A 22225-nucleotide genomic window follows, 5' to 3' on the forward strand; every position below is an offset into this window, starting at 1 on the left:
TCACAAATCGATGTAAATATAACAAAAAGTAGAACAATTGTTTAAATTTAAATTCTATTTTGTTGTTTCTCGCCTCGTTTGAAAGCGACATAAATTGCATCATTCCCGAGCCTGATTTCTGGTATCATCACCTGCTGGCCTCCGCCTTCCGGCAGTAAATCTTTCAACTTATTCAATGGAGCGATTACTTCAGGATTGTTTGAAGCTCCAGCGTATTCACCCATTAAGCCAAGGGTCGGGCCGTAAGCAATTCCGCCGTTAGCAAAAGCTCTTACATTTCCGCCCGATGCTTTTTGGGTATTTTTCCCCACTGCCGATGCAACTGCCTTCAAGGCTACACCAGCGGCAATCACTGCAACGGCCGCCCCAATGCTTAAAGGCCCACCTGCAAAAACAGCTTTCTTCAAAGCTTCGAATGCAGTGGCTGCCAAGCCGAACTTAATCAATTGGTCACCAAAAGCACTTAAGAACGTTGCCATTCCTTGGATAATAACATCGCCAATACTTCCACTATTTCCCGAAAACATCTGACCGATAGCGGTTCCAACATCGCCAAGGGTACTGCCAATCCCTGAACTTATTAACTCGTTAACAGTTTTAGTGAAATCAACGACCTTTTGAGTCGATTCTGCGAGAGTTTTATCGATAGTCAGATTGCGGAGAGTCAGGTCTGGCTTTATTGTAAACTCCTTCGATTTTACTTTATCGATAACAACATCTAAACTTGCAGAATAAGCGAGCATTTTAGATGACAGGTTCTGGACCTCCCTGCTATTTTCTTTAAATCCGGCGTCAATTAAAGCGTCCTTTGCCGTTCTATAGGCGTTCGCTACATTTTCAGTTCTTTTAGCTAACCCGTCTAACGTTTGATCGGAATTGATTTTACTTAAAGTTTTCTGCAAGGAATCAAAAGCATCTTGAGCGGCTTTCGCCTGGTCACTCAAAGTTGCTACAGATTTGGTGGACGTCGTTTTCTTCACGCCAGTACCGTTGCCATCATCCGAAGTTACGGTATCTCCGTTCTCGCTTCTGACTGTAGCTTTTACGTCAAATGAAAGTTTATCTTTAATCAGAGCAGCAACGGCGGTGTTAATGCTTTCAAACTTTTTTCCGAAGTCTTTTAAGCCAATAAACTCAAAAAACTTCGCAACTAACTTTCCGCCCGCAGTAACAACGCTTGTGATGATGCTTAATATTCCATTCCAGATATTTTTGGTCATATCGAGCAGTATCGCTCCGGCTTTTCCCCACTCGCCATTTAGGATTGCGGAGCCAGCTTTGAAAATGCTCCCAATAATGTTGAAAACCGTCTTGAAGTAGGTAGATACCAAACCAAAATAGAATTTGGCAACGGCGATGATATCCGCTCCCCATTTATCCCAAAATGATTTTAAATAACCAACAAACGAACGCCAAGCGTCTTTTATAAATTGTATAGCTGCGTCAAATGCATTTTTGAGCTCATCGAAAACTGCCTTGCCATCGCCGGAAGTAAAATACTCAACGATGTCATCCCAGTATTTAATAATAAGATAGACGGCAGCACCAATGGCTGCAACTACTGCAACTACCGGCAAACTAACAGCTGCGATAGCGCCGCTTAATATTGATAATCCACTTATTATTGTTGGAATCACTGAAGTTGCAAGAAGCCCGATGATGTACATTAACGGACCGATTGCAGCGGTCAGGCCGGCGACAACTAAAATTGCCTTTTGCACGCCAGGACTTAGGTTTTTAAACCATTGGGTCACTTTCGACAACCCTTCAACTATTTTATCTGTTAAACCCGAAATGTCCAGGTTCTTATTGATAATTTCGCCAATTTCAGAAAGATTTGTGAAGACCCCGTCTTTCAAGTTTTCGAATGCAGCGTTTACACCGCCAGTAACAGGGGGTAATTTATCAAGACCGTTGACAATGGTATCAACCACTTGAGCGGATGTTATACCCAATTTTTGCAATTCATCACTTCGAGCAGTGCCGAATGCCTCTTTAAGTAATGGTGTTACCTGTGGAATTGCATCTTTAATGATATTTAAATCTTCGCCGAGCGGAAAATCAGTGTTTGCTAATTGAGCAAGTCCGTAGGTAGCTCTTTCAAATTCTGCTCTGCCTTTACCGACAGTAGCAACCGCATTACCAAAAGCTTTGATTGACTTTTCTGCCTTTTCAGCAGTAAACCCTATAACCTGAAGATTAATTGAACCTTCCGTAACCTCTTTTAAACCGAGACCTGGTAGTTTTGCTAGTTGCGTTAATCTGGAGAACTGAACATTTGTTTCTTTAGCAGAACCTGTAACCGCTGTCAATCCATTTTTTAAAGATTGGATATCGCCAAAAGCTTTTATAGCCGCACCACCAAAAGCAAGAATCGGAAGCGTTAATGACGTAGTCATTTTTGCACCAATGTCTTTTGCAGCCTCGCCAAATTTCTGAAGCTTTGCTTGAGCGGCCGCAAGAGTTTGCTCTAAACCGTCAATCTTTCCTAATAATTCAACTACGAGTGTTTCTGTCATTTCATGCTCTCAATAAAAGCCGCCATAGCCGCTTTTGATATCCTCTTCCCTACACTTCCACGTTTTGCTCTCACCTTTACATCTGTTGGGAGCGGCCACCATGAAGCAATCTCCTTAGTTGGTTTTTTAGGGTCTGCATTTACACGGTAAACCATATAATTAATGGCCCGAGTATGCTCCCATTGTTTTAATTGTGTTTTTCTTAAACCATCTGCATAGAAAGACCATTCCTTCCACGTCATGGCATAAAAATCAAACAAGCTTACACCAAGCTCCCCGACTTCAGTTAGAACTTGTCTTTCTGTAATCGGGGAGCTTTTTAGTTTTTTGCTGCTTTGCCTTTGGGTTTATCTCCAGTCGAATAACTGTCTGTGAAAGTACTGAACACACCCATCAGGGTTTCCAACGGCACATCATCAATCCAGATGAAAACATCATCGACGGTAAAGTCTGGTGTCTCCTTTTTAATCATGCAATTGTTAAGCAATCCGAAGTAAATCAAATCTCCAATCACATCAAATGAAAATACCAGCGCTTCGCCGCTCATGATATTGTATTTAGCACCGAAATCCAGTAAGGCCCGGTTTCCGAACTTGATGCCTCTTTTAATTCCGCCTAGCTCCAGGGTTGTATATCCGTTCATTATGGTGCTGGTTTTTTAGTTACCGGAACACCTAAACCTGCAATCGACATAGTAAATGCCAGTGGGTCATCTGAATTTGCATCTTCTTTGTAAGAGGTGATGATGCCTTCACCTGCTCGGTATACCGTACCGGCCACGTTTGCCATTTTCCATTGTGCTTTTTCGCCTAAAACCGACATCTCAAGTAATTCTTGAAATACAGCTTCTGATGCTACGCCGTCGGACACTGCCTGACCGCCACCCTCGAAATCAAAAGAACCTTTACCGGCAATACCATCTCGGTGGCCGCTTGTACATTTGTTATTAACTTCTTTTAATTCCCTGGTATAAGAGAATGAGTTGGTGTCTAAACACGCTACCATCCTGAAATCAGTGTCGGCAGCGGTTAAGCCACCAGGCCAAATACTTCTTTTAACAAAAAGGAAAACATCCTTCCCCCCGTAATACGCTCTTGTTGCCATTTCCTTTTAATTTATTTGTCTTATAATATGCTCAAACCTGATAAGCCGTCTAAATATTCTTTGGGTCGATGAGTTACTGGTTAGCTTGTGCGAATCACCCATTTTTAAACTTACATTCTGGAAATCCTCACTAATCAGGAATTCCGTTTTGCTGTTAATGTTTAGCATGATTTGACCAGCTATCAAATCGGCTTCTCTGCTACTACCAGTCTGATTTAATGGAACTGAAGTAACGATATCTAATAGGGTAGTAGCCTTGTATCCAAAATCACTTTTATTACTGTCTTCAGTCGCAGTTTGCGTGGATACAATAACATAAGGAGTTTGCGCTCCAGCAGGAATGGCACCCTCCTCATAAGCTTTCAGATTTAATCCGGTAAGCTTTCCGATGTATGCAATTCTTAAGGGCAATAAAACCTCTATCATTTATTTAAATTTTTCTTTACGGTTTCCCGTAAGTTTTTTATCAATTCATCTCTATGGTTAAAATATGCAGGAAAAAAAAACGGCCGTGCTGGAATATTAATATCTCGCTTGCCTTCACCTTTAAACTGCATCGCATAATCACTTAGTTCAGTCGGAACGTCTACCTCTGTACCGGTTCCAAATTCGATATAAGGAGCGTAATCAGCGCCAACTCTAATCACCCAATTGAGGCCTTTGTTTTTTGGGTAATTGCTAATGCTATTTTTCAAGAATCCCAAATCAACCGGCGCTGCATTTCCTGCATCAATAACTATCAAATCGGCAGCATCCCGAATGTCGTTTTTCATATCCATCTGGATATTTCCCGGCATCGTGCGGAGCTTCCTGACCAAAGCATCCATTCCCTTAATCTTCACGTTTGGTAATGGTTAAAATCCATTCCTTTAAATCAACCTCATCACTATCAATTGTTAGAATGGTGTGGTTGATTCCTTTATATTTTACATCGTAATTTGCTTTAGGCTGAAAACCTTTCCGCATCCTGATGTTAACCTGGTATACAGAATTTAACCCATCCTGTAAGGCTTCCAGTGTTTTCACTGATTTAACAGACTTAACTTCCGCCCACGTTTCTAAAACTTCGATAGGAGTGGCAATCGAGCCACCAGCACCATCTGGAAACTCGGAGTAATCAATGAAGATTACTTTCTGTTTTAATCTGCCGCCATTCATATTCCTACTCTCCGCCTGAAAGGCTTTAAAATCTCTTTGGCATTGATATCAAGCATGGCCACACCCGACTTGTCTATGTCATTCCTGAATTCAAAGTGTGTATGAACCATTCTTAATATCGCCAATTTTATTGCAGCTGGGCACGTAGCGGCCGTATATCCTACAGTTTGCAAATCACCTGCTTTGTCGATTATTGGAGCGAATGGCATATACGCCAACTCGTTCTCGTAATCGCCTATTATTTTTATTTTGCGCACCCCAATTGACAAACCAGTGAACTTCTCGCATTCTTCCCTTGAGGATTTAATCAATAATTCAATCAACCAATCGAAATCATCGAAATCAACCTGTAAAAAGTCCTTAGCCTTCTGTAAGTCCAAAACCTCGCTCGTCACGTCTTCGATTAATTCGAAAGTGATGGTCGGCTCGTATTTACGTTCAGGATATAATCTCATTACTTAGTGGTGATATCGGTTTTTAGTTCTTTGGTTTCAACTGGTTTTTTTTGCTCTTTCACTTTTGCCGGCACAATTTCTTTGTCAACCTTTGCACCTTTTGTAGTTACTTCCTTTGCCACCTTTTTTCCGATTAAGTCGTTACCTAATATTTCAGAAACCTCGTAATCAGAACCCTCTTTAAAATCCAGGTAATCTGATGTGAATCTTAACTTCATAACTTTAAATTTTGCAAGTAATAGGGGAATCGAACCCCTATAGAAAACCGTTTACTTATTCGCCGTCGCCTGGAGTTTCCTCACTAGCTCCAGTGTATTTTCCGATATAGCCCGCTTTTAGAAATTGAGCCGCCAGTGTCGGATGAATACTAAATTTTTCGCCTTTTTCGGCGTACGGATGTTTATCCGTTGCAACGACATTTACTTTGTCTTGCAATTTGATTGCTTTTGCTTTTTTATCTTCAGCCATGATATGAATTTGTTTAAGCCCCTAATGAAAGGGGCTAGGATTAAGCTACATTTAATTTGATTGCTGCCTTAACAGTTGCGAATGAATCATACAGGAATGCACCAGTGTCAATTGAGTTCACATATGCATGCAAACGTTGCTCAACGATGATTGTCATCATGTTTTTAGAGAAATCTTCACCGTTGTAACCGGCTTTAATCTGGATTCCTTTGTAAGGACGAACTTTGAATTTCGTCATGTCGGCCACTAAGAAATAACCTACCGGAATCTCATCAGTTTCTACGATTGTTGTAGCACCAATTCTACGGCCGTCAGCAGTTGTGAAGGCCGGTAAAACATATTGGCCGTTCTGACCTTTTTTAAGGTCCATGTTTGCTGCATCAATCGGATTGATGTACGCGCGGTTAGGACGGTATTTTAATGAAACAACTTGCGCAATTGCTGCGCGTAGAGCTCCATAATTATCTGGGTCCTCACCTTTAACTGTAGTTAACACGTAACCACCAGCATATTTCACTACACCTTTAGGTTCATCCGCTTGTGCGCCTGTACCAGTACTATTTAATAGAGCCTCGTTTGTGCGTCGTTTAACTACATTAATACCGTCAGAATTAATCTCCGATGCTAAGAAGTCTAAGTCTTCTAAAGATTCAGTCGAAACATTAAAACGAACCGCAACCTTTTTCGCGTTTGAGGTTTCTGCCTTCACAGAGAAGCTACGTAATGGTTTTAATTCACCCTCTCCGATGAAGTCTGCATTACCTTGCTCATTGTATTTGTTAATCCATACAATTGTAGCTGCATTAGTTCCACTGGTATCTGCATCTGCTAGGATGTTTAAGTCACCCTCTGGCGCTTTGTTGATTCCAGAAACAACTTCGACAGAACCGATGTACGGGCTGTTTGTTGCATTGACACCACCAACCATAATCGGCGCGGCCGCCTTTACGGTTACTTCCTGGAAGCCACTGTCTCCAGATTTTAGTTTTGCAACATCTAACCCTTTAACTGCAACCATCAATGGTGAATCTTCTGAACCACCTTTGCCGCCTTTTTGAAGTTTAACATCTAATGCGTCAACTTGATTTTTTAACGCTGTTGCTGCATCTTTTATGGTCTGCAATTCTGAAGAATTATCTTTGCCTTCTAAAGCTGTGATTTTATCTTCCAAAGCTTTGAATTGCGCTTGTGCAGCATCTTTAGCTTTACCCTCAAGGGTGCTTGCCAGCTTCGATTCAATTCCAGCCAATAACTCTTTCACTGTTGGCTCACCGTTACCACCGCCCCCGCCATCGGAGTTTAGTTTTGCTCTAAAGAATCTTGAAGCTGAAGCCGAACCTGGTCCCATCACGGGAATAAATTTCTTGTTCATAATTTTTAAATAATTGATTTTAGCTCTAATAATAAATTCGCCTCCTTTAAGGCTGTGATGGTCGGCTCAATCTCAAGAGTGGTGTCTTGGCCCGGCTCCGTTGTGAGTGACTTTAAAATATTTTCTATTTGAATTAATCTGCTATCTGAATACGGTAGGTTATAAGCCTTAGTCAAAAGCTCCATAACGCCGTAATGCGATTTGATTGTTTTGATGTCGCCAACTATGGCTAGCTCGTTAGCGGCCCATGAGGATAAGAATGAGTATTCGCCCAACCAACTGTACTCTGTAATTTTGCGTGAATCTTTAGTGTCACGTTTTGTCTGGCCATAACCAATAGACAGTTCAGCATGCAATCCATGCTCTTTTAAAAGGATGATATCAGTGAACATGTCACGACTAACTTCTTTCTGGAGATTAAATTGAGTAACCGTCCTAAGTCCGTACGGGTCTAACGGGTCAATCTCTAGCGGAACGCCTAATGAAATGGTAGTGTTGTGGTCTTTCAGAACGCGGATGCGTTTTCTGTTTTCTTTGACAGTTTTTGTGAAGCTGCCAGGCATGGATATATCCTTGTCAGAATCCTCGTTGTGATAAACGTTGGCAAAAGCATCGACAACGCCTTTCTTCTCATCTAAATCCTTAACGTCTGTAGTTAATCTTTTATATTCCATCTCACCTAATCCACCTCACAAAAAAAGCTTACCTAATTGCGCCCGACATCCCTAAATCCCCTTTTTGCAATTGGTAAGCCTTCAGTCAACCTCACAAATCCTTAAGCACATTCAAAGATAAAAAAAATACTTATAATAAAACAAATGTTTTGAAATAAATAATATTTGTTTACATTTGCTATGGGAAATTTTGAGTGACTGCTTTTCTGTGGTTTTTGGGATGTATGGTTTGAGCGGTGTGGATTTAATTATTTGCACCGCTTTTTTGTTTCCTTCGATCATAATTAGATTTCTGGTGGTGCAATGTGCAGCACGTGCGGTTTTGGTCCGCAAGATTTAGGTTCGAATCCTAGCCAGGAAACACGCACCTAGATAGGGGTTCTTTGGTTTGAATAAAGTAGTATGCAAGGGAGGCCATAATCATGAGTGAGGCCGAGTACGATTCGGAAAGGATAACGCGCTAGATACGTAGCTGCTTCGACGCTGTTTGAGAAGCTTAAAATATAGGGACAGTCGAATTGCATATGGAATAGGATAACTTGTAGCAGGAGAACCCCGTAACGAAATTCAGTAAAGTGGGAAGCCTTTACTTTGGCAGCTGGAAAGACAGCAATGACCCTAGGATGAGGATATGTCCTCTAGGGGGTAAGCGCGACACTGGAAACGGTTCGCGCTTATGTCGGTGAGAGCGTTAATGAAGATAGGGGCAAAGTGATTTTTATTAGTGCGGTTGGTGCCCCCTTCTTTTTAAATTACCGAACTGATTTAGAGCAGGATTTTTTTTAAAACTTCTGCTAATTCACCTTTTGTAATTAACTCATCCGACGTATGAGACAGTTCTTTGATTACTTCGGCCAATTTCTCATGTTGTTGTTGTAGAAGGAAAACAGGGAACGAGATAAAATCTACACCTTGTTGACCAGATGAGGCCATGTATTCTGCTTTTTTTTTATTGATTAATTCTTGATTTAACATAGCGTTTTTTTTAACAAGATAGAGTATTTATAATGATCCAGAAAATAAGATAAACAAAAAACCATTTTAACCAGCCACTACCAATGGCTTAAATCACAAAAGAATGAAATTTCTAAAACAGTTATTCTGCAAACACGACTTTGTTAAATCAAGGTTAGTTAAAAAAGGCTACGCTCTACATGGGCAGCTAATCCTACAACAATACACCTGCACTAAGTGCAGAAAGAAAACAGAAAGGAGCATGTACGATGAGCTATAGCAATCCAGGTGCAAAGCCAATAGTTAGCCAGCGCACCGTAATCATTTCGACGCTCGTTTTTATCTTTTTACTAATTGCAGCCGTTTTTATCGGGTGTGAAAAGAAAGAGGTCAAGCCATGCAAAACATGCGTCGACCCGAAATCACTAAAAGAGAAGAAAATTATTTAGCCAAGAAATATTGGCCTGATGAAAAAAGCATCTCTTGGCATGGTTTGCAAGCATCGAGTTCAGCCTGGGTCATTGGTTTTCGTTTTGGCATCAATGACAATAGGCCACACAATACATAGATGACTATTGTGTTGACTACGATTACTGACCCTACAAGCGTGAGAGACTCTTTATTTGATTCAGTCATAAAGTAAATATAACTAATTAACAATCAAGATGAAAGTATTTGGATACATCCTCATAAAATGGAATGAATTAGCTCGGTTAAAAGCCGAGCTTAAAACCTTTAAGGAGCAAAACGAGATTTATAAAAATGCATTGAAAAGGAGGCCTTATGAGTAAGGATTTATTTGGCAATGAGCTTCCGGTAGACGCTTCCAACATCAAAAACAGATCTGGAGCACTCAAGATAAACCCTTGCATTGCTGCTTACGGTAGTGGACCCGGCGGCATGAAATGCAAAACATGCGCGCATCTCTTCTGCAAATCGTATGGCAAGAATTACTATAAATGTGACCTAAGAAAGGATACAAACGGACCATCAACAGACCATAAAGTTAACTGGCCCTGCTGTCCAAAATATAAAACGATTACATAATTCGGTATATTGTACAAAATTTCACTCTCATGGATACATTAAAAGATTTCTTTTCAACTTTCAAGGATAGGTTAACGAGTCCGCTATTCGGCTCTTTTGCAATTAGCTGGTTAATCTGCAACTGGCGAATCTGGATTGTTTTATTTTTTTACAAGCAAAATGAAGTCAAACTCGACGGATATGGGTCTTTCATTGACCTAATTAATACCAGGCAGAATAATTGGAACATGTGGATTTTACCCCTACTTTCTGCCTTGGTCTACACATTCGCTTATCCTTGGCTTAAAAACGCAATAAATGAGTATCATGCGAGTTTAACCATAGACAGTGATTCGAGGATACTAAAAAAATCCAAAGACGGTTATGTATCCATTTCCGTTCATCAAGAATTAGTGGAACAACTGGAGGTCAAACGAGAAGAGATAACCAAATTTTATACGAATAGGTCAAAGATACTTGACCAGAATAGCCAACTAATTGCCGAGGCTCAGAAACAAGTAAGCGCTCAGCAAGATCTCCAAACGAAAATCAACGACTTGAATAAGGAAATTATAAGTATCAACGAAACGAACACAAAGATGGCAAAGCCGCTTGAATTCATGAAAGGTAAAATCGATATGACGTTTTCGAGAAACGGAACAGAAGTATCTCAGAAAGCATTTTGGTTTACCGACAATGGGTTAATGGTTTATCGAACGATAGACTCGGGGGATGCAAAATCGGTCATCCCGGATGGTAATTATGACATAAAGAATGTTGTTGTAGATAGATTTAATAAGGAATTTTCCTTTTTTGCGGTTCCGCAGTTAAGTGAAATTGCGGTTAGTTATTCATTTATGTTTTTGTACACAGACCGTAAGCATGTTAAAGGAAAACAAGATGGGTTAATTGACGTCGCGGGACAGCCAGAATTTGAAATAACTAACTAATATATGACAGGAGAACAATTATATGAATACCATTTAGCTTTTCGTGACTACAGCGGAAGCGACCGTGACGAGTATGCGCAAGACCTTGAGACAGCAGTTGCCTTGTTCGGCAAAGAGAAAGTGTTCAAGCTGCTCGAACAAGCAGAAAAGGAAGACAAGAAAATTGAACTGATTGAAGATTTATCTGTGGAAGGTGAACCGACAGGAATGAGACTGGTCTAAGTCAAATGTACCTTTTCGCCATTTCTCTCAATTATATTTAAAACGTTGATGGCGTGCAGCCCGTTCGTGGAGAGGTAAATCTCGAAATGAACAATATCACCCCTTTGATAGGTTAAGTCAGTCAATTTAGCATGAAATTTAATCCTTTGGTTATTGCCATCTTCAATGATACCGACCTTTGCAACTTTGTTGTATGAGCGAATTATCCCTGTTCTGATCATAACTTAATTAATTTTAGTAAATCTAATTAATTTTACTGATTATCAATACATTATAAATACTTTTCAATATAGGCAATCATATCATCATACAACTCTGGTGCAATTTGTTTGAAATATGCGTTGCCTATAAATTTGTTCTCGAATGCGTGGGCAATAAACTCCGCCTCTTTTTTACCTTCAAGGCCGTAATACTTTTTAGTGTGCCCGAAACCATAGCGAGGATTCAGAGCCATTAATGTGTCTGAAAAAGCCGATATCCGTTCAATTTCATCTGCATTGCGAGTTGCAGAGGCATCAATTCTGAATTGCTCATCTAATCTTTGATATCCGCCGTTTTTCGACAGTATTTTACGATGCTTATTCATAAGTTCCTGCACAATACCATCCTTACGCATTCCTTTCTGCCAGTCGATTGCGTGGCCGTATTCATGATACACTACTGATTCGGCTTGCCATTTACTAGCTTTCTCTCGTGAGCCTGGTTGTAAATTAATTACTTTAGTGAGAGTGTTATAATGACTACCTACATCTCGCCTTCTTGTCAGTGGCACTATTTCGGTCATCGATGTGAAGATTGTTTTATCGATGGTAACTCCAGTATCCTTTTCGTAATCCTTGATATTGATTGGAATTCGAGGGTCGTTAGGTTTCTCAACCGTGCGGCCTTGTTGAGCCATCAATCGTATCGCTAAACGCTTGCTCATGTAGTAAATCCTACACCTGCAGTTCACGCAATTCTTAGCGCCTCCTGCAGGGTCACCAGGTGCATCCATTCTGGCACCTCCAACTACAAACAAATCACCTTTTGGAATGATGAGCGATTCAATCATCGCACGGTGCGCGTCGCGGGTCCGGCTGTCATTGGTAGCGCTCCATTGCTTATAGGTTTCTTGACCCGTTTCTTTCTCCCATGCTTCAGCGCCGAGTTTATGTCCGTGCGATGCGGAGCGTGTTGCTTCAGTTCTGGCAATGACGGTTGAGCGATAAACGGTAAACGGCTCGCCAGCCTCTTTTCTGATTAGAGCTGCGATTTGTCGAGGTGCTAAACCATCGGCGGTGCCGGCAGCAACTATAGTTCTGATTCTGTCGAGAGTGGTGTCGTTTATTTTGGTGATATGGTCTCCAGTGTTGAGCAATACCCATTGCTGAATTTTCCTCAACCAATCTGTGGATATCTCTGTTCCGATGCCGGCTTTAACAGGATTATGCTTGCGTAAATCGAGGTACTGAAGCTTTGCACTATCCAATTGCACATTGATAGCAAAGCTTTGCATAGCACTCCTCAAGGGCGCCGGATACATAACCAAACCTGCTATATTTCCGCCGTTCTCAATGAAATTAGCCGCCGTTTTAAATTGAGATTTTAGCGCAGCATAAAAGATTCTGGCTCCTTTGTTCTCATGCCTAGTTGCCAGAAGGTCAATCTGTCTAAGCATGATTATTTATAGTCTATATCACCAACACGGTCAAATGCTTTTTCAAAATCTAATGGATTGCTTTGCGATAGTGGCACGATTCCAGCCGGTATGTAGCATTCGTCAAATTCCTTTCCCTTCGCGTCATAGTTCATTTGTGCGCGTTTCTCGTTAGGGTCAATCCACCAGGCCTTTTCCAACCACTCGGCTAATGCCTTCATGTCATCCTGAAGTTCAGAATAAACACTTGTGTCGAAATCCAGAAAGTATTTTTTATTGTCCGCCTTTATCCATCCAGGTAACAACCACTGATTAAGAGTGTCACGCAAAGCGGTAAGCTCTGGCAAAACTGCGTCGGTGATGGCGGCCTTTCTGGCTTCAATCATGTTGTTATACGTCTTATTCTCCGGGTCATTGAAAAGGGCAGAATTTACATGAAAGACATTACATAAAGTTCTTAAGTCAGCAACGATGCTTTCCAGAATTCCCAAGTCAACAGGAGAAGAGCCAATCTGCAACCAACCAAGCTTTGAGGAAGCAGCGATTATCTGCTTAAAGTTGCCTGGTCCGGTCATTTTTTTATCAATGTGGTTCTGGAGTGCCTCGCGCTGTGGGTCTGAAAGGCTTGCACCTCCGTCTTCATAAAGAACACCAGTTAAACCACCGTTTTGAAATGCCTTAGTTGATGCTTCATAACCAGAATTGCTTCTCAAAACAACATTCGATGCGGCCATAAGCGGCGACTGTCCTACGATATGAGGGTTGTTCACTGTGAATGCAGGATTGAAATAACGATAGTGTGCCACATTCTCTCTCGGTAACATATTATCGAAATCATAATCGAGGCGATATCCTTTTACTGCTTGGTACTGTCCGCCTGCAATTGGATGAGTATATTGTGAAGGCAAAACGTGAAGTTCGACGAACCTTGTTGGTTCTGATTCAGGGGCAAAACCGTAAATAAAAGTGTTGCCTGTAAGAAGCCTGTAAACCGCGCAGGCATACTTGAACTCTGACGCACTCATCTCCTCGTTAGCCTGTACATTCAGCATCGTTAAGAGTTTATGCTCCCCTTCATACTCTTTTAAAGCCTTCTTTTTGATGGTTTCCGCTACTTGCAGGCTCTCTTTTGTTGGGTTTGTAGTCAGCGCTTTGTATTTTCTGAATTCCTTATCATTGGTTATTTCGTACAACATAACGGGGGCCATCGAAACCTTGGAGGCGATAAAAGTAACGATGCTGTATACATCAGCATTTTTCTGATGAGCATCGCTAATGTATTGCTGCATGTTTTCAAATTGCCCATAAATCGTGTTATTCATAAAGCTGCCATGCAGAACTGAAATACCACCTGTTAGCACATTAAATGCGCTCTTAATCCTCTTCACAAAATCCATCCTACCAAAATTTAAATACTTTTCTAATGTCAAACCAGACACGCATCATTATCATGTCTGAATAATCCGGCGATCTGCCGATATTTTCCTTTACTACCTCTTTGGGGATGATGGCCTTTTTGCCATCTTTATCCATGTCTTTCTGTTTAATTTCACCAATCTCTTCAACTATTTTGTCTTTCATGTCTGTGTCCTCACATATTATATAGAGGCCGTTAGAGTTGATTTTTTCTGCTAGTTTGTAACTACATTGAGACTTGAGATTTGAATAGTTCTCCTTGTTTATTTCTTTCTTTTCACCATCTTCAGTCTCTTTTTCCACTTCAACAGGCGTACTATTATTGACAAAGCCATTGCAGCCTAAAATATCCGTAACACCTCCGCCGACTCCATCATCATCCACTATGATATCCGATAAAGGCACTGAATATTCTTCTGCAAGTTTTTTAATTAATTCAGCAGCTTCAGTGACCTTATTTTTGTCGAGCGTTACTATTTTAATTAACCTCCATCCGGACCAGACCCCTACAACCGTTTTATCACTGCCGAATCTTGCAATGTCCGCTGTTATATATTTTTTACCCTCTTTGACGAATGTGTTGGTGAACGAATTGATGATGCAATCATAATTTACTAATGCATTAGGGCTATCATCATACTCCCAATTGCCATGTAGAAGACGTTCCTTTGCATTTTTATCTTTCAAAGATTTAAGATTGTCAATATAATGCCGACTTATGTGCTTATTGTCAGTTACGAGTGCTTTGATAAACTTTAATGCTTTGGGTAGCTTGGAATCTCTATTGGGAACATAGAAGGTGCTGTACACCCAATTTTTTGCAGGGTTACAACTACCCAGTATTTTCGGCGTCAATCCAAATTCATCAAGCTTAAACCTTATCCGTGACTTTACAATCTCCCAGGCTTTTAAAACAATTTGATTGCACTCATCAATGAAAGCCCCAGTAATCTCTAATGAGCCCAGGCTATCAAAGTTTTTATCTGAAGGGTATTGAAATAAATCCTTTAGATATATCTCGCTACCATTAGAGAACACAATCCTGTTTTTTTGCGCGTTATATTTATAATCCACATCAGCAATCAGCCTGAATAGCTTTGCAACTTCAAAGAACGTATTGAGGGTAGTTTCTTCTAGGGCTTTCAATTTAGCCCTTCCTATTAGCCATCTAGTGCCGGGGAATTTTAAGCAATTGATAGTTATCCAACTACAACCAAGGAAAGATTTACCACCTCCGGCACCACCACCGTACAATACTTCCGTGGTTTCTTTATCCCGTAAGTAGGAGAGACATAACTTCTGTTTTTCAGTTAAATCAAGTATTTCAGATAGCTTAATCGTCGAGGTCATCTATGAACGAAATCCTTTGCACTGTTTCAACCTCACTTTTTTCTCGCCATTTTTTCGATTGCCTGTTTTTCAGCCAGAATATTGCAGCTGTTGTATCGGGTGGGTAAATCTTGGTAACTGGCACTCGTTCAATCGATGAACCCATGCCAGCACCCATTGATACAACTTTAATCTCCTCATCAGGGTGTTCGAACCCCATGGCTCTCTGATATAAACGATCAGCGACATTTCCATCAGCAATAGCTTTCCCCTTTTTTATGGACTCCGAAAACTCAATTACGTCTTTCTTCCAAAGATTAATTGTGCTCTCAACTACATCAAAGAAATCAGCCATTTCAGCATCAGTTGCCCCTAACAAACAAAGTTTATATGCTTGTTCTGCATACTCGTCCTTATAGTCAGTTGGTCTACCTCCTTTGTTGCCCAGTGCATTCTTGTTCTTCTTTGGCGCTCCCATTTTATTTTAATTTGTATAGTCTTCGCGACTTGACCCGTTTTCCGATCGGCCAAAATGGGTTTATCCATCCGGTGAGCGGAACTATAAAATATAAAATACCGTAGGCTATCGTTTTGCCGCTCTCTACCTGTCTATAAATCCTGATACCGAAAAACTGGATCAGGTAGTTTAATATTTGAAGCTTTGTCATCACCACCAGAATATGCCGCCGTAAATAGCGGTTATTATTACCCCAAATAGAAACGAGAAAACAGGAGTCATATCCGTGCCTTCAGCGTCTCGGAACATGCCTCTCAAAATCAATATCATCACTATCATGTAAATGATTAAATGCCAATGTATAGTTATCATTATGCTGGTTCTTTAAGTTTTGCTTTGTAAGTTTCGATGATGTCGATTAGATAGAATCTATCCCACTTGAATGGGAGTTTTGATTTGCGCTCAATCTCTTCTACGGATTCGAGACCAATCTTACTAACCAGGTTTATCCGGTAGTCAATAAGGTTTCCATGTAGGTGAGTGTTGCATCGAACGCATGATGCGTGTACGTTTCTATCATCGAAACGGGTTGCCGAATATGTCGAGGCTCTGTAGTGGCTCGCGTGGCAATTGGTTATTGAGATAATGGCAGGGCAGGAGATACACCTGGCATAACCATTTTTACAATCTCGGTTTCTGATATAGGCATTAAAGTGCTTAACCGCTATTTGGATTAATTGCGGAACCGATTTGTTTTTATACTTTTGAATCGCTGAAGCTGTCATTTAAATACTTATATCAATACAAATGTACTAAAATAAGTATTAAAAGTTACATGTCGGATTGGTTAAGAATTTTTATTTTTTCATCCGCTTCGGTTTCGGTTAAGATGGTATCAACGACTTTTAAAAACGGGTTTCGTTTCTCGAGTCCTACCAAATATCCGCCGTTGAGATAATCATATAAATTCATTTTGATGTGAAGCCCGGTCGAGCTGTCAAAAAGAATATTGAAGATGTCTTTTGGCACTTATGTTTACACTAAATATACACCGTTTCCAAATATAGCCTTTAGGATTAAATAAAGCTAATTTATTGCAATCCCGGATGGGTTGCTCTTTTTCTTTTTAACAGGATTTCTAAAAATGCTAAAAAAAAAGGAGCAAATTAATTTGCTCCTCAAAAATTTATGTTTATCAGATATTAAACAGTCATAACGTCTTTTTCTTTGGCTTCAGCGTGCTTATCAACCTTAATAATATATGCATCAGTTAATTTCTGTACTTCAGCTTCGCCGGTTTTAATTTCATCATCAGAAACGCCTTCACCTTTTAGCTTTTGAATTTTGGTATTGGCATCTTTACGTATATTCCGAACAGTAATCCGGCCACGCTCTGCTTCTTCTTTTACTTTTTTAACCAGGTCTCTTCTTCTCTCTTCAGTTAAAGGCGGTACAACCAGGCGAATAACAATTCCGTCATTCTGGGGATTGATACCAATATTAGCAACCTGAATCGCTTTTTCAATAACTGTTAAAAGAGATTTTTCCCAAGGCTGAATTACAATTGTTCGTGCATCGGGTGTGTTGATACTTGCTACTTGCGAAAGGGCTGTAGCGGCGCCATAATAATCAACAAAAATGCCATCAAGCATTCCTGCAGATGCTTTTCCAGCCCTGATTTTGGTTAATTCAGCTTCACAATGATCGATAGCTCTGTCCATCGCAGATTGAGCATCCATTAATTGCAATTGTATTAGGTCATTCATAATTGTGTGTATTTCTACAAAAATAATAAATTTTTAAATACTATTTTACTAATGTACCAATAGCTTCGCCGTTGGCAATTTTCATAAAGTTGCCGTGTTTATTCATATCAAACACAATAATTGGAACCTGGTTTTCTTCGCATAAAGTAAATGCGGTCATGTCCATTACGTTCAAACCTTTCGCGTAAACCTCTTTAAAAGAGATTTCCTCATACTTAGTCGCCAGCGGATCTTTCTCCGGGTCGGCGGTGTAAATGCCATCAACACGGGTTCCTTTAAGCACTGCATCAGCCTTAATCTCAATCGCCCTAAGTGCAGCTGCAGAATCTGTTGTGAAATACGGATTCCCCGTTCCAGCTCCAAATATAACCACACGGCCTTTTTCCAAGTGCCTTACAGCTCTTCTGCGAATGAAAGGTTCGCAAATCTGTTCCATCTTTATTGCCGTTAACAAACGGGTTTTTATACCAACTTTTTCAAGGGCATCTTGTAAAGCCATAGAATTGATTACCGTGGCCAACATACCCATATAATCTGCCTGTGCTCTGTCCATCCCACTTTTCTCGGCACTCAGGCCTCTGAAAATATTTCCTCCGCCAATAACGATTGCGATTTCTAAACCTTTGTCGTGTACTGCTTTAATGTCTTCAGCATATTGTTTAACACGTTCATTATCAATACCGTATTGTTTATCGCCCATTAGCGATTCGCCGCTGAGCTTTAGTAGGATGCGTTTGTATTTCATGACCTCAAAAATATCAACAATTTTTTAATACCCGCTATGCTTTTTAACAAATGATGTAATTATTTAGATTGATAGCGTTTCGCCATTGAAAATCACCTTTTCTAATTTCAGATCCTTATCCAGAACGAGCAAGTTGGCCTGATAACCTGCTGCAACTTTTCCGATTTGATTGTCTTTTTTAATCAACTTAGCAGGATAAACTGTTGCCATCTTTATAGCCTCCGGCAAATTAATACCACAGTGTGCTACGCAATTTTTAACAGCCTGCAACATGGTGAGCGATGAACCTGAAAGCGTACCATCGGGCATTACAAACTTGTCGCCGTTTTGAATATGCTGGTAAGGCCCCATGCTGCATGCAGTCACCGCATCCGTAATTAAAAATAGTCTTTCCTTAAGGAGCTTCTTCGCAAACTTTACAACTTCATAATCTACGTGCTGGCCATCGGCAATGATGCTTGCCATTGCTTTGTCGTGGTTAAAAACAGCTGTAGGTATTCCGGGCTCGCGGTGGTGGATAGGACTCATTGCATTAAAAAGATGCGTTGTGGTTTGTATTCCGCGGTTATATGCACTGGTTGCCTCTTCAAAGGTAGCATTACTGTGGCCTAGAGAAACCAATACGTCATTATCCAATAAGTGCTGGATAACTTTTTCATCCTGGCATTCCGGGGCAATGGTAATCATTTTAATTACGCCATCACCAAAATCCAGCAACGCTTTAATTTCTTCAAGAGATGCCTGCCTCACATATGCAGGAACGTGTGCCCCAAGCCGCTTTGGATTAAGAAACGGACCTTCTAAATGCAAGCCTAAAAAGTTTCTTGCTGATGAACGGTATTCTTTTGCTGCTTTAATGCATTCGTTGAAAACCGCGGGTGTGTTGGTTGCCATACAGGCAAGAAAACCTGTTGTTCCTTTCTTAAGTAGATCATCTTCCATTATCTTTAAAGATTCAACGGAAGGTTCTGCTGAAAACAGGCGGCCGCCCGAACCATATATTTGCAAATCTATAAATCCGGGAACCATAAATTTCTCCTGATGCGAATTTGCATCGCCTGCTGTAATGGAGGCAATTAAACCGCCATTTATTTCGATGTTTTGATTTTCAGCAAGAATATCGTTTGCAAAAAGATTTATATTTTTAATTGTTATCATATTTATTTACGCTTAAGCTAAATTATGGTTTAAACAATTGTCTAAAAAATTCAAGCAAAAAAAAATCCCGATTCTCATCGGGATTTCATTATCATTTACGAGTGCTTATGCACCTAATTGTACACGTTTGAAAGCAGAAACTGTTAAACCTTTAGATGTGTTATCTAAAAATTTACGTACATCTACAGAACCATCTTTAACAAACTCCTGGTTTAATAAAGTACTGTCTTTGTAAAATTTATTTAGCTTACCAGCAGCGATTTTTTCAACCATTTCTTCTGGTTTACCTTCAGCACGAATTACATCTTTAGCAATTTCGATTTCACGCTCGATAGTAGCAGGATCAACACCATCTTTATCAACAGCAATTGGGTTCATTGCAGCAATTTGCATTGCAACATCTTTTCCCGCTTCTGTAATATCTGCACCATTAGCACCTTCAAACACTACTAAAACGCCCATTTTGCCGTTAGAGTGAATGTAAGAAACGATTTTTTCGCCAGAAATATTTGCGTACTCCTGAATAACGATTTTTTCTCCGATTTTACCGGTTAATTCAGTGATGGTTTCCGCAACCGTACGGCCATCTTCTAAAGTAATCGCTAATAATTCTTCAGTGTTAGCAGGGTTGTTTGCAACTGCTGCAGCCAAAACTGCCTGAGCTAAATTACGGAAATCCTCAACTTTAGAAACTGGTTCAGTTTCGCAAGCTAAAGCAACTAATTTACCGTTTGTGCCATCTGCTGAAACATTGATTGATACCAAACCTTCAGATGTTGCATTACCCGAACGAGCGGCAGAAACTTTCTGACCTTTTTTGCGCAATAAATCAACAGCAGCTTCGAAATCGCCATTAGCTTCTACTAAAGCTTTTTTGCAATCCATCATACCAGCGCCAGTTTGTTGGCGTAATTTATTTACATCTGCGGCAGTAATTTGTACTGTAGACATTTTATTTCCTTTTTAAAGTTTTTAAATAAAAAAATTATGGGTTATAAGTTACATGTTGCAAGAAATCCCGTAACACATAACCTGTAACCCACAACCGAATTGATTATTCTTCTGTTTTAGTTTCTTCTGATGAAGGCGCTTCAACTTCTGCCTCTGCAGTTACCTTTTTTGTAGTTGGTCTTTTTTCGCCAGCTGCTCTAGGTTCTTTAACTTCAGGTGCATCAGCCGCAACTTTCGCTGCTACTGCTTCTTTTTCCGCTTCGTCATCTTTTTCGCGTTTGCGTTCTTCCAAACCTTCTTCAATTGCTTTGATAATTACATCAGTAATTAAAGAAATTGATTTTGTAGCATCATCATTCGCCGGAATCGGGAAATCGATGTTAGAAGGGTCAGAGTTCGTATCAACCATCGCAAAAGTTGGGATGTTTAATTTTAACGCTTCAGTTACTGCAATATGCTCTTTCTTAACATCAATTAAGAATAAAGCTGCAGGTAAACGGTTTAAATCAGCAATACCACCTAAAAGTGATTCTAATTTAATACGCTCACGCTGAATCATCAAACGCTCTTTTTTAGATAAAATAGCATAAGTACCGTCTTTAGTCATTTTATCGATGGTAACCATCTTTTTGATTGACTTACGAACTGTAGCAAAGTTAGTTAACATACCACCTAACCAACGCTCGGTTACGAAAGGCATGTTTACTTTTTTAGCTTGCTCAGCTACGATTCCTTTTGCTTGTTTTTTTGTTGAAACAAATAATACTTTACGTCCTGATTTTACGATTTGTTTAATCGCAGCCGCAGCTTCTTCAGTTTTAGTTAAAGTTTTATTTAAATCTATAATGTGAATTCCATTACGCTCCATGAAAATGTAAGGAGCCATTTTTGGATTCCATTTACGGGTAAGGTGACCAAAGTGTACACCTGCATCCAATAAGTCTTGATAAGTTGTTCTTGCCATTGTTCTTGCCTCCTGTGATTAACGTTTACTGAATTGGAATTTCTTACGAGCTTTAGCACGTCCTGGTTTTTTACGCTCAACCATACGCATATCACGCGTCATTAGGCCTTTAGCACGTAATGCAGGTTTTTTCTCCGCATCTAGTTCAACAATCGCTTTAGCAATAGCTAAACGAACAGCTTCTGCTTGTCCTTTTACTCCACCACCTTGTACGTTAACAGTAATATCGTAACGGCCTGTAAGCTCAGAAACCTCTAAACTTTGGTTCACGATATATTGCAAAGGTAAAGTTGGGAAATAAACTTTGTGATCTTTACCGTTAACGGTAATTGCGCCAGCACCATCTTTTAAGTAGATGCGTGCAACAGCTGTTTTTCTTCTTCCTGAAGTGTTAGTAACTGACATTTCTTAAAGTTTAATGGTTTTTGGAGATTGAGCTGCATGTGGATGAGTTTCACCAGCATACACAAAAAGATTGGTGTAAAGTTTTTTACCCAATTTAGTTTTCGGTAACATACCACGTACCGCTTTCTCGATTACACGTTGAGGGTGTTTCGCCATTAACTCTTTTGGAGAGATAAAACGCTGACCACCTGGATAACCAGTATAAGAAACATATTGCTTTTCGCTGAATTTGTTTCCTGTCAATTTAACCTTGTCTGCATTGATAACAATCACATTATCTCCGCAGTCTACGTGTGGGGTGTACTCAGGCTTGTTTTTACCACGGATGATCATAGCGATCTTCGATGACAAGCGCCCCAAAATCTCGCCTTGTGCATCAACAACAATCCACTGTTTGTTAACAGTTTTCGCATTGGCAGAGACAGTTTTGTAACTTAACGTATTCACTTGCTTGTATTTAATTTATTAAACAATTATTTATTCCCATTAAATTTGG

General features: G+C 40.1%; 28 protein-coding genes. 2 read left to right on the top strand and 26 right to left on the bottom strand.

Translation table 11 applies throughout. The features are described 5' to 3' along the window. Window positions 1-47 precede the first annotated feature (47 nt). The 13 genes from AC0IWT_RS18565 to AC0IWT_RS18625 form a co-directional block, all read right to left on the bottom strand. Window positions 48-2519 carry a tape measure protein gene (locus tag AC0IWT_RS18565; RefSeq protein WP_471798304.1) on the bottom strand — a complete coding sequence of 824 codons (2472 nt, stop codon included), beginning with the start codon at window positions 2517-2519 and terminating at the stop codon, window positions 48-50. Beyond that, the gene (locus AC0IWT_RS18570) at window positions 2516-2761 is read right to left on the bottom strand and encodes a hypothetical protein (protein ID WP_471798305.1); all 246 of its coding nucleotides are present in this window, start codon (window positions 2759-2761) and stop codon (window positions 2516-2518) included. The genes AC0IWT_RS18565 and AC0IWT_RS18570 overlap by 4 nt, the downstream gene beginning before the upstream one ends. 77 nt (window positions 2762-2838) lie before the next feature. Beyond that, entirely contained in the window at window positions 2839-3162 is a 324-nt protein-coding gene (locus AC0IWT_RS18575; RefSeq protein ID WP_471798306.1) for a hypothetical protein, read from the bottom strand. Then, window positions 3162-3623 (bottom strand): phage tail protein, encoded by a 462-nt coding sequence (locus AC0IWT_RS18580; RefSeq protein WP_471798307.1) that lies wholly within the window; start codon window positions 3621-3623, stop codon window positions 3162-3164. The genes AC0IWT_RS18575 and AC0IWT_RS18580 overlap by 1 nt, the downstream gene beginning before the upstream one ends. Before the next feature lie 6 nt (window positions 3624-3629). Next, entirely contained in the window at window positions 3630-4049 is a 420-nt protein-coding gene (locus AC0IWT_RS18585) for a hypothetical protein (RefSeq protein ID WP_471798308.1), read from the bottom strand. Continuing rightward, the gene (locus tag AC0IWT_RS18590) at window positions 4046-4465 is read right to left on the bottom strand and encodes an HK97-gp10 family putative phage morphogenesis protein (protein WP_471798309.1); all 420 of its coding nucleotides are present in this window, start codon (window positions 4463-4465) and stop codon (window positions 4046-4048) included. Before AC0IWT_RS18590 ends, AC0IWT_RS18585 begins: the two co-directional genes overlap by 4 nt. Continuing rightward, window positions 4455-4781, bottom strand: coding sequence for a head-tail adaptor protein (locus AC0IWT_RS18595; protein ID WP_471798310.1), 327 nt, complete (start codon window positions 4779-4781; stop codon window positions 4455-4457). The genes AC0IWT_RS18590 and AC0IWT_RS18595 overlap by 11 nt, the downstream gene beginning before the upstream one ends. Next, on the bottom strand, window positions 4778-5236 hold the full coding sequence (locus tag AC0IWT_RS18600; RefSeq protein ID WP_471798311.1) for a head-tail connector protein: 459 nt from the start codon (window positions 5234-5236) through the stop codon (window positions 4778-4780). Before AC0IWT_RS18600 ends, AC0IWT_RS18595 begins: the two co-directional genes overlap by 4 nt. Further along, window positions 5236-5454: a hypothetical protein gene (locus AC0IWT_RS18605; protein ID WP_471798312.1), complete on the bottom strand. Its 219-nt coding sequence runs from the start codon at window positions 5452-5454 to the stop codon at window positions 5236-5238. Before AC0IWT_RS18605 ends, AC0IWT_RS18600 begins: the two co-directional genes overlap by 1 nt. Window positions 5455-5509: 55 nt before the next feature. Next, window positions 5510-5704, bottom strand: a complete 195-nt coding sequence (locus AC0IWT_RS18610) for a hypothetical protein (protein WP_471798313.1) — start codon at window positions 5702-5704, stop codon at window positions 5510-5512. Between the two features lie 40 nt (window positions 5705-5744). Then, complete coding sequence (locus tag AC0IWT_RS18615; protein WP_471798314.1) at window positions 5745-7076, bottom strand: phage major capsid family protein; 1332 nt, start codon at window positions 7074-7076, stop codon at window positions 5745-5747. A 5-nt stretch (window positions 7077-7081) separates the two neighbouring features. Then, window positions 7082-7750, bottom strand: a complete 669-nt coding sequence (locus AC0IWT_RS18620; protein WP_471798315.1) for an HK97 family phage prohead protease — start codon at window positions 7748-7750, stop codon at window positions 7082-7084. A 765-nt stretch (window positions 7751-8515) separates the two neighbouring features. Continuing rightward, entirely contained in the window at window positions 8516-8725 is a 210-nt protein-coding gene (locus AC0IWT_RS18625) for a hypothetical protein (protein WP_471798316.1), read from the bottom strand. A gap of 1055 nt (window positions 8726-9780) precedes the next feature. On the opposite strand from AC0IWT_RS18625, the gene AC0IWT_RS18630 reads away from it, so the two are divergent. Continuing rightward, window positions 9781-10680 carry a hypothetical protein gene (locus AC0IWT_RS18630; RefSeq protein ID WP_471798317.1) on the top strand — a complete coding sequence of 300 codons (900 nt, stop codon included), beginning with the start codon at window positions 9781-9783 and terminating at the stop codon, window positions 10678-10680. A gap of 3 nt (window positions 10681-10683) precedes the next feature. Continuing rightward, entirely contained in the window at window positions 10684-10902 is a 219-nt protein-coding gene (locus AC0IWT_RS18635; RefSeq protein WP_471798318.1) for a hypothetical protein, read from the top strand. Here AC0IWT_RS18635 and AC0IWT_RS18640 read toward each other — a convergent pair. The 13 genes from AC0IWT_RS18640 to rplM all read right to left on the bottom strand — a co-directional run bounded on the left by AC0IWT_RS18640 (window position 10899) and on the right by rplM (window position 22176). Beyond that, window positions 10899-11123, bottom strand: a complete 225-nt coding sequence (locus AC0IWT_RS18640) for a hypothetical protein (RefSeq protein WP_471798319.1) — start codon at window positions 11121-11123, stop codon at window positions 10899-10901. The genes AC0IWT_RS18635 and AC0IWT_RS18640 overlap by 4 nt on opposite strands. 50 nt (window positions 11124-11173) lie before the next feature. After that, entirely contained in the window at window positions 11174-12559 is a 1386-nt protein-coding gene (locus AC0IWT_RS18645; protein ID WP_471798320.1) for a phage minor head protein, read from the bottom strand. A gap of 2 nt (window positions 12560-12561) precedes the next feature. Further along, entirely contained in the window at window positions 12562-13935 is a 1374-nt protein-coding gene (locus AC0IWT_RS18650; protein ID WP_471798321.1) for a phage portal protein, read from the bottom strand. A 1-nt stretch (window position 13936) separates the two neighbouring features. Further along, entirely contained in the window at window positions 13937-15304 is a 1368-nt protein-coding gene (locus tag AC0IWT_RS18655; RefSeq protein ID WP_471798322.1) for a terminase large subunit domain-containing protein, read from the bottom strand. Beyond that, complete coding sequence (locus AC0IWT_RS18660; RefSeq protein ID WP_471798323.1) at window positions 15288-15761, bottom strand: hypothetical protein; 474 nt, start codon at window positions 15759-15761, stop codon at window positions 15288-15290. Before AC0IWT_RS18660 ends, AC0IWT_RS18655 begins: the two co-directional genes overlap by 17 nt. 350 nt (window positions 15762-16111) lie before the next feature. After that, a complete protein-coding gene (locus AC0IWT_RS18665) occupies window positions 16112-16525 on the bottom strand; it encodes a recombination protein NinG (protein ID WP_471798324.1) in 414 nt (137 codons plus the stop codon). Window positions 16526-16942: 417 nt separating this feature from the next. Beyond that, complete coding sequence (gene frr / locus AC0IWT_RS18670) at window positions 16943-17506, bottom strand: ribosome recycling factor (protein WP_056872035.1); 564 nt, start codon at window positions 17504-17506, stop codon at window positions 16943-16945. A gap of 40 nt (window positions 17507-17546) precedes the next feature. Then, window positions 17547-18251 (bottom strand): UMP kinase, encoded by a 705-nt coding sequence (pyrH, locus tag AC0IWT_RS18675; protein WP_056872034.1) that lies wholly within the window; start codon window positions 18249-18251, stop codon window positions 17547-17549. A gap of 63 nt (window positions 18252-18314) precedes the next feature. Next, window positions 18315-19409 (bottom strand): N-acetylglucosamine-6-phosphate deacetylase, encoded by a 1095-nt coding sequence (nagA, locus tag AC0IWT_RS18680; RefSeq protein ID WP_471798325.1) that lies wholly within the window; start codon window positions 19407-19409, stop codon window positions 18315-18317. A 105-nt stretch (window positions 19410-19514) separates the two neighbouring features. Further along, the gene (gene tsf, locus AC0IWT_RS18685; RefSeq protein WP_471798326.1) at window positions 19515-20360 is read right to left on the bottom strand and encodes a translation elongation factor Ts; all 846 of its coding nucleotides are present in this window, start codon (window positions 20358-20360) and stop codon (window positions 19515-19517) included. Between the two features lie 103 nt (window positions 20361-20463). Then, window positions 20464-21324: a 30S ribosomal protein S2 gene (rpsB, locus tag AC0IWT_RS18690; RefSeq protein ID WP_056872031.1), complete on the bottom strand. Its 861-nt coding sequence runs from the start codon at window positions 21322-21324 to the stop codon at window positions 20464-20466. An 18-nt stretch (window positions 21325-21342) separates the two neighbouring features. Beyond that, a complete protein-coding gene (gene rpsI / locus AC0IWT_RS18695; RefSeq protein WP_055913282.1) occupies window positions 21343-21729 on the bottom strand; it encodes a 30S ribosomal protein S9 in 387 nt (128 codons plus the stop codon). A 3-nt stretch (window positions 21730-21732) separates the two neighbouring features. Further along, window positions 21733-22176 (bottom strand): 50S ribosomal protein L13, encoded by a 444-nt coding sequence (gene rplM / locus AC0IWT_RS18700; RefSeq protein ID WP_010602007.1) that lies wholly within the window; start codon window positions 22174-22176, stop codon window positions 21733-21735. Window positions 22177-22225: the final 49 nt, after the last annotated feature.

It is taken from the genome of Pedobacter sp. AC464 (assembly GCF_979253075.1).